General features: G+C 39.2%; 10 protein-coding genes and 3 pseudogenes. 5 read left to right on the forward strand and 8 right to left on the reverse strand.

All coding sequences use genetic code 11. The features are described from left to right. Window positions 1-53 precede the first annotated feature (53 nt). Both ACU5DF_RS16050 and ACU5DF_RS16055 read left to right on the forward strand, forming a co-directional pair. Window positions 54-212, forward strand: a complete 159-nt coding sequence (locus tag ACU5DF_RS16050) for a hypothetical protein (protein ID WP_446713542.1) — start codon at window positions 54-56, stop codon at window positions 210-212. Beyond that, a pseudogene (locus tag ACU5DF_RS16055) lies at window positions 176-1,054 on the forward strand (IS3 family transposase); the annotation flags it as partial. The gene ACU5DF_RS16050 and the pseudogene ACU5DF_RS16055, both read left to right, overlap by 37 nt. A gap of 68 nt (window positions 1,055-1,122) precedes the next feature. Here ACU5DF_RS16055 and fusA read toward each other — a convergent pair. After that, window positions 1,123-3,207: an elongation factor G gene (fusA, locus tag ACU5DF_RS16060; protein ID WP_446713543.1), complete on the reverse strand. Its 2,085-nt coding sequence runs from the start codon at window positions 3,205-3,207 to the stop codon at window positions 1,123-1,125. Between the two features lie 193 nt (window positions 3,208-3,400). Further along, on the reverse strand, window positions 3,401-4,783 hold the full coding sequence (radA, locus tag ACU5DF_RS16065) for a DNA repair protein RadA (protein ID WP_446713544.1): 1,383 nt from the start codon (window positions 4,781-4,783) through the stop codon (window positions 3,401-3,403). Between the two features lie 118 nt (window positions 4,784-4,901). Here radA and ACU5DF_RS16070 point away from each other — a divergent pair, with 118 nt between their 5' ends. Together ACU5DF_RS16070 and ACU5DF_RS16075 are read left to right on the forward strand one after the other, a co-directional pair. Beyond that, window positions 4,902-5,843: a PilZ domain-containing protein gene (locus ACU5DF_RS16070; protein WP_446713545.1), complete on the forward strand. Its 942-nt coding sequence runs from the start codon at window positions 4,902-4,904 to the stop codon at window positions 5,841-5,843. Beyond that, window positions 5,794-7,251 (forward strand): PilZ domain-containing protein, encoded by a 1,458-nt coding sequence (locus ACU5DF_RS16075; protein WP_446713546.1) that lies wholly within the window; start codon window positions 5,794-5,796, stop codon window positions 7,249-7,251. Before ACU5DF_RS16070 ends, ACU5DF_RS16075 begins: the two co-directional genes overlap by 50 nt. 57 nt (window positions 7,252-7,308) lie before the next feature. On the opposite strand, the pseudogene serB reads toward ACU5DF_RS16075, so the two are convergent. After that, a pseudogene (gene serB / locus ACU5DF_RS16080) lies at window positions 7,309-8,278 on the reverse strand (phosphoserine phosphatase). A gap of 133 nt (window positions 8,279-8,411) precedes the next feature. Here serB and ACU5DF_RS16085 point away from each other — a divergent pair. Then, on the forward strand, window positions 8,412-9,011 hold the full coding sequence (locus ACU5DF_RS16085) for a YtjB family periplasmic protein (RefSeq protein WP_446713547.1): 600 nt from the start codon (window positions 8,412-8,414) through the stop codon (window positions 9,009-9,011). Window positions 9,012-9,082: 71 nt separating this feature from the next. Here the strand turns inward: ACU5DF_RS16085 and deoD are convergent, their stop codons facing one another. The 5 genes and pseudogenes from deoD to ACU5DF_RS16110 all read right to left on the reverse strand — a co-directional run bounded on the left by deoD (window position 9,083) and on the right by ACU5DF_RS16110 (window position 13,761). Beyond that, the gene (deoD, locus tag ACU5DF_RS16090; protein ID WP_446713548.1) at window positions 9,083-9,799 is read right to left on the reverse strand and encodes a purine-nucleoside phosphorylase; all 717 of its coding nucleotides are present in this window, start codon (window positions 9,797-9,799) and stop codon (window positions 9,083-9,085) included. 70 nt (window positions 9,800-9,869) lie between these two features. Then, window positions 9,870-11,090: a phosphopentomutase gene (gene deoB, locus ACU5DF_RS16095; protein ID WP_446713549.1), complete on the reverse strand. Its 1,221-nt coding sequence runs from the start codon at window positions 11,088-11,090 to the stop codon at window positions 9,870-9,872. Window positions 11,091-11,100: 10 nt separating this feature from the next. Next, window positions 11,101-12,433, reverse strand: a pseudogene (gene deoA, locus ACU5DF_RS16100) (thymidine phosphorylase). 115 nt (window positions 12,434-12,548) lie between these two features. Further along, window positions 12,549-13,325: a deoxyribose-phosphate aldolase gene (gene deoC / locus ACU5DF_RS16105; RefSeq protein WP_045101289.1), complete on the reverse strand. Its 777-nt coding sequence runs from the start codon at window positions 13,323-13,325 to the stop codon at window positions 12,549-12,551. A 265-nt stretch (window positions 13,326-13,590) separates the two neighbouring features. Next, window positions 13,591-13,761, reverse strand: coding sequence for a XapX domain-containing protein (locus tag ACU5DF_RS16110; protein WP_045101288.1), 171 nt, complete (start codon window positions 13,759-13,761; stop codon window positions 13,591-13,593). Window positions 13,762-14,033: the final 272 nt, after the last annotated feature.

Genomic DNA, 14,033 nt, shown 5'->3' on the forward strand with positions numbered 1-14,033 from the left:
ATAATGAAGCGGGGTTTAAGGGACTCAAGAATAGCAATATAGGAAGGCCTTCAATGAAATCATTATCCAATACTACACAAAAATCAGATGACGAAATGACCATTGAAGAGCTAAGAGAAGAGTTAAGTTATTTACGAACAGAGAATGCTGTTCTAAAAAAGTTCGAAGAGCTGAAACAGAAAAAACGCCAACAAACAAAGAAAAAGCGTTAATTGTTTTAGCTCTCAAAGCTAATTACCCTTTAAAATATTTACTTCGTATCACCAGTTTGGCAAAAAGTGTCTTCTATTATCAGGCTCAAATAAGTAGAAGGCCTGATACTTATGAGCATGAGTTAGAGATGATTGAGTCTATCTACCATGAACATAAAGGACGTTATGGCTATCGACGGATCCATTTAGCTATGCGAAGAAAAGGTGTAGAGCTGAATCATAAAACAGTACAAAGGCTGATGGCGCAACTAAACCTAAAATCTATAGTAAGACCCAAAAAATATCGTTCTTATCGAGGAGAGGTGGGTAAATCAGTCCCAAATGTACTTGAAAGGGATTTTAGTGCTACGAAACCAGATGAGAAATGGGTAACCGATGTAACAGAATTTAAAGTTAACGGACAAAAAGTTTACCTATCGCCAGTGGTTGATTTATTCAATCAAGAAGTTATCGCTTATAAAGTGACAAAGAATGCACGTTTACCGCTAGTCACAGATATGCTTAAAGAAGCAATAGGCAAACTAAGTAAGGGCTCGAAGCCAATTTTACACAGTGATCAAGGTTGGCAATATCGACATAAGACTTATCAACAGGAACTTGTAAAGCATAGGCTTCAACAAAGTATGTCTAGAAAAGGAAACTGCTTAGATAATGCAGTAGCTGAAAATTTCTTTGGTTTACTTAAAACTGAAATGTATCATGGATACATCTTCAAGGATGCAGATGAGTTAATAGAAAAGATCGAAGAATATATCGAGTATTACAATACGAAGCGGATTAAGGTAAAACTAAAAGGCCTGACTCCGATAGAATATCGAAACCAGGCCTTACAAGCCGCTTAACTAAAATGTCCAACTTAACGGGGTCACTTCATTACGGGGCTTTTTTAATTAAAGAGCGTTAGCCAGAATTACTTCTTAGCGTTAGCTTCTTTAACGTCAGCAATTACTTGCTCTGCTACGTTCATTGGACAAGGTGCGTAGTGAGAGAACTCCATAGAGAACTGACCACGACCAGAAGTCATTGTACGTAGTGAACCGATGTAACCAAACATTTCTGAAAGAGGGATGTCAGCTTTAACACGAACACCAGTTACGCCAGCCATTTGGTCTTTGATCATGCCACGACGACGGTTAAGGTCACCGATTACATCACCAACGTGATCATCTGGAGTAAATACGTCTACAGCCATGATTGGTTCTAGAAGTTGAGCACCAGCTTTTGGCATAGATTGACGGAATGCGCCTTTCGCTGCGATTTCAAATGCTACTGCAGATGAATCGACTGCGTGGAAACCACCATCAATTAGTTCGATTTCAACATCAAGAACAGGGAAACCAGCAAGAACACCAGTATCCATCATGCCTTTGAAGCCTTTCTCGATTGCAGGCCAGAATTCTTTAGGAACGTTACCGCCCACAACAGAAGACTTGAACGAGAAACCTGAACCAACTTCACCTGGCTTCATAACGTAGTCGATCTTACCGAACTGACCAGAACCACCAGATTGTTTCTTATGCGTGTAGCTATCTTCAACAGGTTGAGTAATAGTTTCACGGTAAGCAACTTGAGGTTGACCAACAGTAAGGTCTACACCGTATGTACGCTTAAGGATATCAACCTTAATGTCTAGGTGAAGTTCACCCATACCTTTAAGGATTGTTTCACCAGTTTCTTCGTCAGTTTCAACTTGGAAAGATGGATCTTCTGCAACCATTTTACCGATAGCAATACCCATTTTCTCAGAACCGCCTTTATCTTTAGGCGTTACTGCGATAGAGATTACAGGTACAGGGAATACCATTGGCTCAAGTGTTACTGAATGCTTAGGATCACATAGAGTGTGACCAGTTTGAACGTTTTTCATACCAACGATAGCGATGATATCACCAGCTTGTGCGCTAGTTAGTTCTTTACGTTCATCAGCTTGCATCTCAACCATACGGCCAACACGCTCAGTTTTACCAGTGAACGAGTTAAGGATAGTATCACCCTTGTTCAGTTTACCAGAGTAAATACGTACGAACGTTAGAGCACCAAAACGGTCATCCATGATTTTGAATGCTAGTGCTTTAAATGTTTCTTCTGTAGAAACGATAGCGTGTTCGCCAGTTTCTGCGCCTTCTTCATCCATTAGAGGTTGTGGATCAACTTCAGTTGGAGAAGGTAGGTAATCAACAACAGCATCAAGGATTAGTTGCATACCTTTGTTCTTAAACGCAGAACCACAGTAAGCTGGGAAGAAATCCATTGTGCGAGTACCCTTACGGATACATACTTTTAGTTGCTCAATAGTTGGCTCTTCGCCTTCCATGTAAGCTTCCATTAGGTCGTCGTCTTGCTCTACAGCAGTCTCAACTAGCATCTCACGGTATTCTTCTACTTGATCAACCATATCCGCAGGGATATCAGTGATTTCGTAGTTTTCTGGAAGACCAGTTTCGTCCCAAACATATGCTTTACGAGTTAGAAGGTCAACAACACCAACGAAATCGTCTTCGATACCGATAGGAAGAACCATAACTAGTGGGTTAGCACCTAGTACGTCTTGAGTTTGCTTAACAACACGGAAGAAGTCAGCGCCCATACGGTCTAGTTTGTTAACGAAGATAATACGTGCAACTTCTGATTCGTTCGCGTAACGCCAGTTAGTTTCTGATTGAGGTTCAACACCACCAGAACCACAGAATACACCGATACCACCGTCAAGTACTTTAAGAGAACGGTAAACTTCAACTGTGAAGTCAACGTGTCCAGGAGTATCGATAACGTTAAAACGGTGATCTTTCCAGAAACAACTTACAGCTGCTGACTGGATAGTAATTCCGCGCTCAGCTTCCTGTTCCATGAAGTCAGTCGTAGATTCGCCGTCATGAACTTCACCAGTTTTGTGGATAGTACCAGTAAGTTTTAGGATACGCTCAGTTGTGGTAGTTTTACCCGCATCAACGTGCGCGAAAATACCAATATTTCTGTATTTAGATAAATCAGTCATTGTTTTACTCTATTAATAGGATAGAAAATGCGCGCAGAGTATAACACAAACTGTCAATTGGTATATGCTTTGTTCTATTTTTGGATAGAATTTAGCCCAATTTGGCTCTGCTTACTTTCTGCTGTTGCAAATTATAGTCGAATTTACACAATTTCAAATACAAAGAATAGTGTAAATCCACAATTATTATAGTTTATAGCTCATCAAAGGCATTAATTGCTTCTGATAATTTCTTTACACCATGTATTTGCATGCCTTCAATACCACCTTTAGGCATATTTGCCGCGGGTACAATTGCACGTTTAAATCCATGTTTGTAGGCTTCCATCAATCGCTCTTGGCCGCTAGGTACAGGGCGAATTTCGCCAGCTAAACCTACTTCACCAAATACCACCACATCTTTGGGTAATGGACGATCTTTAAAACTAGAAAGAAGCGCCATTATTAATGCTAAATCAGCACTGGTTTCCGCGACTTTGACACCACCAACGACATTCACAAAAACATCTTGATCCGCCATTTGCAACCCACCATGCTTATGCAGCACAGCCAGTAACATAGATAATCTATTTTGATCTAACCCTACCGATACTCGACGCGGATTTGATAATTGGGAGTAATCAACTAACGCTTGAATTTCTACCAATAAAGGTCGAGTCCCCTCCCATACCACCATAACAGAGCTGCCAGAGGTCTCTTCCTCGCCACGAGACAAGAAAATAGCGGAAGGATTACTGACTTCTTTAAGCCCCTGTCCTGTCATCGCAAACACACCAAGCTCATTCACTGCACCAAAACGGTTTTTATTACAGCGTAATGTCCTGAAGCGGCTGTCGGCACTGCCATCAAGTAATACAGAACAATCAATGATATGTTCCAGTACTTTTGGCCCCGCAAGTGAACCATCTTTAGTAACATGCCCAACAAGAAATATAGAGACATTATTCTGCTTTGCATAACGCGTTAATGTGGTTGCTGATTCTCTCACCTGAGAGACACTGCCAGGAGAAGACTGTACATCATCAACATGCATTACCTGAATTGAATCGATCACCATAATCTTAGGCTTTTCTTTTTCTGCAATTTGACAAATTCGGTCAATACTTGTTTCAGAAAGCATCTTTAAATTATCTTTTGGCAAACCAAGGCGTGATGCTCTCATCGCCACTTGTTGTAAAGATTCTTCTCCCGTAACGTATAACGTTGGCATTTCAGCAGCTAATCGACACATCGTTTGTAACAATAACGTTGATTTTCCTGCTCCGGGGTTACCACCAATTAAAATAGCGGCTCCAGGTACAATACCACCACCCAAAACACGATCGAACTCTTTAAACGTAGTACTAAACCTAGGGACTTCTTGCAAATCAATACTTGATAAAGACTGTACTTCTGACTCAGTGGCTGAACCAGCATAACCACCGGTTAAACGTTCATTCCTAGCAACTTGAGGCGAAGCAGCTAATCGAACTTCTGTTATCGTGTTCCATGCCCCACAAGCACTACACTGCCCTTGCCAACGAGGGAAGTCTGCCCCACAATCATTACATACGTAGGCACGTTTTGCTTTTGCCATATATCACCGAGATAAAATGTTATTAAAGTGAAGGGGATTACTATTTAACGTATAGCGTTAAATATTTTAGCAAATCTGCCGATAAACCCATTAGATTGTCATTACTGTACCAGAAATCATGCAGCAAGAAGAATATCAAAGCTACGTAGAGCAACTCATCCCTGTTTTTGGCGAACCTGATTTTGAATTGGTTTGCGAACAAGTCATGGCTAATGAACACCCTTCTGTTCACTTGATTGTTAAAATTGAGCTGAAACGTATAATGACACCTTGCACTAAAGCCATTGATTTACGTGGCCGCGTGAAAGGTGAATGTCATCAATACGACTTAGATGGATACAATCATTGGCTAGATGATGTTGCCATCAATACCTATCATAAAAGTATCAAACGTTTTGGAAGCTATACCGAAGGTGTATGGGAAGCATTAACGAACACCCGAAATAATTTTCGTGTTCTACATAAAAATAAAAACATCATCATTGCATCAGGTGATACAAAAGAAAGCAGCCCATTTAATACTAAATTAATTCGATTTGGTCACTATCTCACACGTAGTGAAAACCGCTTACGAATGTCAACTCAGGTCGCTGTTCTATTACCTAATGGTAGCCTGATTCACGGTACAAGCAGTGATTTGTCATCTTCTGGTGCTCGTATTAAAGTGCCAACAGCTTTTGAATATGGCTTAGGGCAAATTATTCAAGTTAGCTTTCCAAGTCTTGCTAAAGATACTGGTATTAAGGAGCTTAATGGTGATTTCCCTTACCGTATACTTGGTGTTCACGACAGTGACGAAAATGACAGCTACCGTTGGCTTCGCCTTAAAATGGAAGCGAATCACGATATCATTGCTACCGCTATTGACGAAAAGTTAAATAAAACTAAGCGCCGAACACTGCATGATCAAAAAGACCAAATAGTTCGCTCGAGAACTCAAGGTTATGAGCACTGTTTTTTAAAACATACCACCAATATTCCTCTATTTTTCTCTAATGACACCCTAAAATATGCAGTCATTACTGATCATAATGAAGCTTTATGGAAACATTGGCACTGATGAAAAAAACCAACTGGTTATTAATCATCTATTTAAACCTGATCGTATGCAGTTTTTAATCAAACCTGGATTAAAAGCCAGTCGCACTCATTTTTATACATTTAAGCACGATCACGAAGACAAAGAGCTCTTCTATTCAATGATGTCATCAGAAGGAACTCAAGAAGAGCGACAGCTATTTTGGCGTATTGGTGCGAAAAGAAAAAGTTGGAAAGTAATTCGACTGTCTTTGTTTGAATTAAATAAAGATGATAAAGAACGACTTTTAACAGTTGCACCTGAGATGGAAGGTGTACTTTCAACGATGACTCATATGGGGATCTTAACCGAGATCAGTTTACCTGAAACTCAAAAAGATTACTTACTAACAGATAAACCGAATCTTTCTGCAAAGGCATTAAATCCATATCGTCATCCACTAACATCAAATAACTCAGCTCACTCTCTTTATTTTGATTCTGCTCCTCGTCGAGCTGAACCAAGATTTAATTACGAAACATCGGTGACTTTATCCCATCCAGCCACTCAAGAAGGGATCATTGGAAAAACCATAGATATTTCAACCAACGGGCTATCTATTACTCTAAGTAAACCAGTGCAATTAACCAAAAAATCTGATGTGAGCATCACGTTTGATGACCTTCAAAATTTAGATAAAAATACACCACTCAGTCGTATTACTTATCATGTACTCAAGATAGATGCTAACGGGTTAAATGTTCAGTTACAGCTCCAAGATAGTTTACATAACCAAAAGAGTAAGGCTTTCTTAGGCCGTCTAATTGAGCACAACCGTGAAAAGCTTTCGATTGATTATGAACAATTACCATCAATGGATATGCTAAGGATAATGCATCAATTATTACTTAATAAATTAACAACAAGTCCATTTTTTATTGAAAAAGATAATCATAAAATTAGGCCTCGTTATATTGGTGTAAACTTTCCACTAAGCCGATTAAATAAAATTTGGCAGCATTTAGGGGATAATGATAGTTTAAATTTAGAGCCTATTTTTAAATCTCGAGTGCAACAATTGCTCGTAGACCCAATACGCTCCTCAGCAAAGAATAGCTCTCAGCATCATGAGATCTACATAGCAATAGTCATTAAAGAAGGGAAGATACGTTCAATCCTAACGCGAATGTTACAAGAGTTCTCCTCTTACAATGATCGTTTAACCTTTATTAGAAAAGCCAAGGAACACGGCGAATTCTTAGCTATTCGCGTGACAACGACAGCTGTGAAGAATGCTTTATCTACCACTTCTGAAATTGAATTAAGCCAACTTGCTCAATCAGCTATTCATTATGCTAGAGCGTTAGAAGATGAGCTATCAAGCATTGTAGGATGTGGTGAAATAGCCGATATCACAGATGAAGTTCTTATTCGTTTAGAGCTCGGGTAAATTTAAGCGTTCATATTTACTAAAGCTCATAAAACATGAGCTTTAGTTTCTTCATTACTACCAACTCAATTTATTATTCAATAACAATGAAGCAGAAAGAATACAAACAACTCCACCTAAATCAGCATGACGAATAGCAGCTTGAGCTTGTTGTTGAACCTTAGGTTTTGCATGATAGGCAATACCAAGGCCAGCAGCCTCCATCATTACCAGATCATTGGCACCATCACCGACAGCGACCGTATTACTGATCTCAATGTCATATTTATCAGCTAGTTCAACTAAGATCTCTGCTTTTGTTTCAGCACTAACAATGTCTCCAATAACTTTCCCTGTCAGCTTTCCATCAAGGATTTCAAGTTGATTGGATTGTGCGTGTACTAAATTTAATTCTTCTTTTAGATAATCGGAGAAATAAGTAAACCCGCCAGAAGCAATTGCGGCTTTCCAACCATACTTCTGCATCGTTGCGACCAATTCTCTAATTTCAGGCATAAAAGGAAGTTCAGACTTTACTTTAGCTAGAATAGTTTCATCTGCACCTTCAAGTGCTCCTACTCGTTGAATTAAGCTTTCTTTAAAATCTAATTCCACCTTGCATCGCTCTCTCTGTCACTTCAGAAACTTGCTCACCGACACCTGCTAATATAGCTATTTCATCGATACATTCGATTTCAATAGCCGTAGAATCCATATCAAATAAAATGACCCCAGGTTTCGATAAATCTGGAATATTCTTTATTTCAGCATAATCTAAGCCAAGTTCATCAATAATTATTTTATGTTCTGGTGTGAGTTCACCAGCAATTGCAGCAACTTCATACGATCCAACTTTCCAAGTACGAACTATTTCGGTATCAGTTCCAACAAAGAAATCTATATCTTTAAAATGAAGAGGAGAAAGATGTGAGCCGTAGATTATCCAACCTACTGATTTTATATCTAATTGAGAAGTCGTCACCGAAGTAATAAATCGGCTAACAAGTGTTATATGTTTCTTAATCGAGAGTGGGGTTATCGTATCCATGATATGTATCCTTACTAATCCTAATTTAAAAATACCGATTGCAGCTCAGATGAGCAAGGCTAAAACGACATAAACTGCTATTTTTATTTAAATTGAGTATAATTCCTTCATTCTAATTTCAGTGGTATTCGCGATGCTATCTCAAAATTTTGCCATCAAAGGTCTAATGCTACTTTCTCTTATGGCATTTAGTTACTTTATTTTAATCAATAGTACGGTGATCAGTGACAGCAACCAAGTGATTCAAAATAAACAATTGCAAGACTTAAGTCGGATTATGGTACGCCAAGCTGCACTTTTTTCTGTTGATAATATTAAGCAAGATAATCATGAAGGCTTACTGCAACTCACCAATAATTTAGCTAAAGAATCATTAGTGTTTGATGCGACGATTTATGATGCAGAAGGAGGTATTTTAGCCAAAAGTGACAATGCGCTTACCGCCTCTCAGATTACAGGATTAAACACCCCGCTTTCTATCGATGGTATTGGCCGCCAACAATTAATAGAGCCAATCATAAAAGATAATCATTTAATGGGCTTTTTAAGAATTACCTTTGAGAAATCAACGCTGACAGGATTTGCTAATCACCACTATCGTAAAAGTGACCGTTTGATGTTTGGTATGCTGGCAATCAGTCTTGTATCTGGAATGCTAATTATGGCTTTACTACGTAAAAAGAAAAAATCAGCTAAACCACCAATTACTACCTTGTTTGGTGGAAAATCATAAAAAAAGGCGATGAAGTTATCCTCATCGCCTTTTTTATTTCTAACTATTGCTACTTAGATTCTATCTAAACATTACTTGTCGCCAAGCAATACTGAATCAAGAGCAATTAACATCATTTCATCAAATGTCGTTGCACGCTCATCTGATGTTGTTTGCTCACCAGTTTTGATATGATCAGATACAGTGCAGATTGCTAATGCTTTTGCACCGTATTCAGCAGCAACACCGTACATACCCGCAGCTTCCATCTCGACGCCTACAACACCGTATTTGTCTAGTAAATCAAACATACTTGGATCTGGCGTGTAGAAAAGTTCAGCAGAGAAAAGATTACCCACTTTTACATCGATACCACGAGCTTGAGCTGCTAACTCTGCATTACGAACCATTTCATAATCAGCAATCGCAGCAAAATCATGGTCTTTAAAACGAATACGGTTAACCTTTGAGTCAGTACATGCACCCATACCAATCACAACATCACGTAGTTTGATGCCATCATTCACTGCACCACAGCTACCTACACGGATCACTTTTTTAACGCCAAAATCTTTAACTAACTCAGTCATGTAAATAGAGCATGATGGAATACCCATACCATGGCCCATTACTGAGATTTTGCGTCCTTTATAAGTACCTGTAAAGCCGTACATATTACGAACGTCACACACTTGAACTACATCATCAAGAAAAGTCTCTGCAATGTATTTCGCACGAATAGGGTCTCCAGGCATCAGTACTACGTCTGCAAAATCACCCATCTCAGCATTAATATGTGGAGTAGCCATAATTTGTATCCTTTCTTTTAACTTTAAATAGAAAAAAAGCAGCAGAGCGAGCTCTACTGCTTATTATTTTTTATAGGAAAGATTTTCCATATTCCATATCAGAGGTTTCAAAGTACTCTGCTAAGGTTTGACCAATATCTGCAAATGTCTCACGACGCCCTAATGAGCCAGCAGGTACTTTATGACCATAAACAATAACAGGAATATGTTCACGTGTATGATCGGTTCCTGGCCATGTTGGATCACAACCGTGATCAGCCGTTAGGATAAGAATATCATCTTCTTTTAGCATATCCATGATCTCAGGAAGACGACCATCAAAATATTCTAACGCTGCGGCATAACCCGCCACATCACGACGGTGACCATACGCTGAATCGAAATCGACAAAGTTAGTAAATACGATGGTGTTATCACCTGCCGTTTCAATCGCATCTTTAGTTGCATCAAATAATGCTGGAATGCCCGTTGCTTTGGTTTTTTGTGTAATACCGCAGCCTGCGTAAATATCAGAGATCTTACCAATTGAGTGAACTTGACCGTTTTTCTCTTCAACTAATTTTTGCAGAACCGTTATTGCAGGTGGCTCTAGTGATAAATCACGACGATTACCTGTACGCTCAAATTTACCTTTACCTTCACCAATAAATGGACGCGCAATTACACGGCCAATGTTGTAATCAGCAAGCTCTTCACGAGCAATCTGACAAAGCGTTAGCAAATTATCTAAACCAAATGTCTCTTCATGACACGCAATTTGGAATACTGAGTCAGCAGAAGTATAGAAGATTGGCATGCCTGTTTTCATGTGCTCTTCACCCAAATCATCAAGTACTTGAGTTCCCGATGCATGGCAGTTACCTAGATAACCAGAAAGATTTGCACGAGCAAGAATGCGATCAGTCAGTTCTTTAGGGAAGCTGTTTGTTTTATCAGAAAAGTAACCCCAATCAAACAATACTGGAACACCAGCGATTTCCCAGTGGCCTGAAGGCGTATCTTTACCTGAAGACAACTCAGCTGCGTGACCATAAGCACCAATGATCTCTGCATTTGCATCTAAACCTGCTGCAAATTGACCTGTTGATTCTTTACCTGCCATCGCTAAGCCAAGCTTAGAAAGGTTCGGAAGAGTTAAAGGACCTTTACGATTACTGTTATCAGCTAGGCCTTTATCACATTGCTCAGCAATATGACCCATAGTATCTGAGCCTACGTCGCCAAATTTTTCAGCGTCGCCTGCGGCACCGATACCAAATGAGTCTAGTACTAAAATTATTGCACGTTTCATGTTTTCTTCCTTACACATCTTCAGGGCGAATTTTGCGATAAACTTCCGGAGTCATTTCTGGTTGTTCATCACTAATCACGATTGCTGCTTTTACAGCATCCGCGGCTTGTTGCCATTGTTCTTCACTGCGAGCATGGATCATCGCTAGTGGTTGTTCTGTATCTGCTGTTTGACCAAGGCGGATCATATCACTTAAACCAACCGCATAATCAATAGTATCGGTTGCAACACGACGACCACCGCCCATACCTACCAACTGCCATACCTAAATCACGAGTATCCATTGCATTAACAAAACCGGCTTTATCTGCAAATACAGGTTTAATAATTTGTGCGCTTTCTAAATGATTATCGTAATTTTCAATAATGTCACTTGGACCGCCAAGACCAAATACCATTTTACCAAAGCATTCTGCTGCTTTGCCATTATCTAATACCGTTTGTAATTTAGCTCGCGCTTCTTTTTCATCTTTTGCTAAGTTAGCAATTACTAGCATCTCTGCACATAGTGCCATCGTTACTTCGTATAAACGAGGGTTACGATATTCGCCAGTTAAGAAACGAATCGCTTCACGTACTTCTAATGCATTACCGGCTGTAGAGGCCAATACTTGGTTCATATCAGTAAGTAATGCTGTTGTCTTAGTTCCTGCACCGTTTGCTACTGCAACTATCGATTTTGCTAACTCTTCTGATGCTTCGTAAGTTGGCATAAATGCACCAGAACCCACTTTAACATCCATTACTAACGAGTCTAAACCTGCTGCTAATTTCTTAGATAAGATAGAGGCCGTGATCAATGAAATATTATCAACCGTTGCTGTTACATCACGAGTCGCATACACACGTTTATCAGCCGGTGCTAAATCACCTGTTTGGCCAATAATCGCCACACCTGCTTCTTTGGTTACTTTTCCAAAGATATCGTTGCTTGGCATAATGTTGTAGCCAGCAATTGACTCTAATTTATCCAATGTGCCGCCAGTGTGACCTAAACCACGACCAGAGATCATTGGAACATAACCACCACATGCCGCCACCATTGGGCCAAGCATTAATGAAGTCACGTCACCAACGCCACCGGTTGAATGCTTATCAACAATAGGGCCATCAAAGTTCATGTGACTCCAATCAATTACCATTCCTGAATCACGCATTGCACATGTTAATGCTATACGCTCAGGCATTGTCATTTCATTAAAGTAAATCGCCATTGCAAATGCTGCAATTTGACCTTCAGATACGGTATTTTTTGCAACACCTTGAATAAAAAAGTTAATTTCTTCAGTTGTTAGTACTTTATTGTCGCGTTTTCTGCGAATAATCTCTTGTGGTAGATACATTAGTGCCTCCCCAATCTTGGTTGGGTAATTAAAATAGGTAGGGTTGAGGTAGATGAGGCGGTAATGCCTCATCTAAGTCGATTTATTTCTTACTTATAAACCGAGTAACAAGAAACTAGTATGCAGTTGGATCTGCAGTTTCTTCTGTTACTTCTAATGTATTTAAAAGATTAGTCAGTAGACTTGATGCACCAAAACGGTAGTGCATGTTATCAGCCCAATCGCCACCTAAAATATCATCAGCCATTGCTAGGTATGCTTGTGCATCTTCAGCAGTACGAACACCGCCAGCAGGCTTAAAGCCAACTGTTTTAGCTACGTCCATATCACGGATAACTTCTAGCATCATGCGTGCATATTCAGGTGTTGCATTAACAGGTACTTTACCTGTTGATGTTTTAATAAAGTTAGCGCCTGCTTCGATACAAATTTGAGATGCTTTCTTGATTAACGCTTCTTCTTTTAGTTCACCCGTTTCAATGATTACTTTAAGAAGAATATCACCACATGCTTCCTTACATTGCTTAACTAGTTCAAAACCAACGGTTTCATCACCAGCCATCAATGCGCGGTATGGGAATACCACATCAACTTCATCAGCACCGTAAGCGACTGCTGCTTTAGTTTCAGCAACGGCGATAGCAATATCATCATTACCATGTGGGAAGTTAGTTACTGTTGCAATGCGTACTTCTGGTGTACCTTGTTCGCGCAGCGTTTTCTTAGCGATAGGAACGAAGCGTGGGTAAATACAAACTGCTGCTGTATTACCTACTGCTGATTTTGCATTCTTACATAATGCAATTACCGCTTCATCTGTGTCGTTATCATTAAGCGTCGTTAAATCCATTAATTTTAATGCACGTAGTGCCGCTGCTTTTAAATCGCTCATTGTTATCTCCAAAATAGAATAAATTTTTTGATAGTTTTGCTGTTCATATATTAAGTTCAACAGCAAATGAGCGGACTTGATTCCTTGAAGACTTGAGCGCATAACGCCCAATCAATATCCATTTTGCCGCCAGTACTTACTTCAATATAATGAATGAGTACCGCTCTAACGTCTCATCATGAGACACCGTTGAAACATGGTTCATCTTATCAATACTTCTTTAGAGGCACTAGTGAAACCATGTTTCCATATAAACACACTGATATTACGAAAAGAAACGCTCAATAATCCATTGATAGCCAACAGCACCAACGTAAACACCGACGATCCCCATTACGCCTGATAATACTGGTGGAGCTGGAATTGGTAATTTAATTGCTGAAAAAACAACGCCAACAATTAAACCTGCAAAGATAGACAATAGAACTTCATTCATAATTTACTCTCAACTTTTCTTTATGTGTATGCATTAACCATAGTTTATTTTCCAAACCTAGCTATTTGTTTTTTTATTATGGATTCATTATATCAATATAATAATTAGGTATTGTTTTTCTCTGGTAACGCAATCGGTTTGCATCTCAATCTTTTTACATAAAAAATGTGAAATTGATTCATTTTTTCATCACAAATTTAAATTTTCTAACAGGTACAAAAAAACCCGCAATAAATGCGGGTTTTTAATTGCCTATCTATACTATTCTATAA

Source organism: Aliivibrio wodanis (genome assembly GCF_052920805.1).

Bases quoted from the DNA above. Each gene is read 5' to 3' on its own strand.
- ACU5DF_RS16050 (WP_446713542.1), top strand. From the start codon at position 54: ATGAAATCATTATCCAATACTACACAAAAATCAGATGACGAAATGACC.
- fusA (WP_446713543.1), bottom strand. From the start codon at position 3,207: ATGACTGATTTATCTAAATACAGAAATATTGGTATTTTCGCGCACGTT.
- radA (WP_446713544.1), bottom strand. From the start codon at position 4,783: ATGGCAAAAGCAAAACGTGCCTACGTATGTAATGATTGTGGGGCAGAC.
- ACU5DF_RS16070 (WP_446713545.1), top strand. From the start codon at position 4,902: ATGCAGCAAGAAGAATATCAAAGCTACGTAGAGCAACTCATCCCTGTT.
- ACU5DF_RS16075 (WP_446713546.1), top strand. From the start codon at position 5,794: ATGCAGTCATTACTGATCATAATGAAGCTTTATGGAAACATTGGCACT.
- ACU5DF_RS16085 (WP_446713547.1), top strand. From the start codon at position 8,412: ATGCTATCTCAAAATTTTGCCATCAAAGGTCTAATGCTACTTTCTCTT.
- deoD (WP_446713548.1), bottom strand. From the start codon at position 9,799: ATGGCTACTCCACATATTAATGCTGAGATGGGTGATTTTGCAGACGTA.
- deoB (WP_446713549.1), bottom strand. From the start codon at position 11,090: ATGAAACGTGCAATAATTTTAGTACTAGACTCATTTGGTATCGGTGCC.
- deoC (WP_045101289.1), bottom strand. From the start codon at position 13,325: ATGAGCGATTTAAAAGCAGCGGCACTACGTGCATTAAAATTAATGGAT.
- ACU5DF_RS16110 (WP_045101288.1), bottom strand. From the start codon at position 13,761: ATGAATGAAGTTCTATTGTCTATCTTTGCAGGTTTAATTGTTGGCGTT.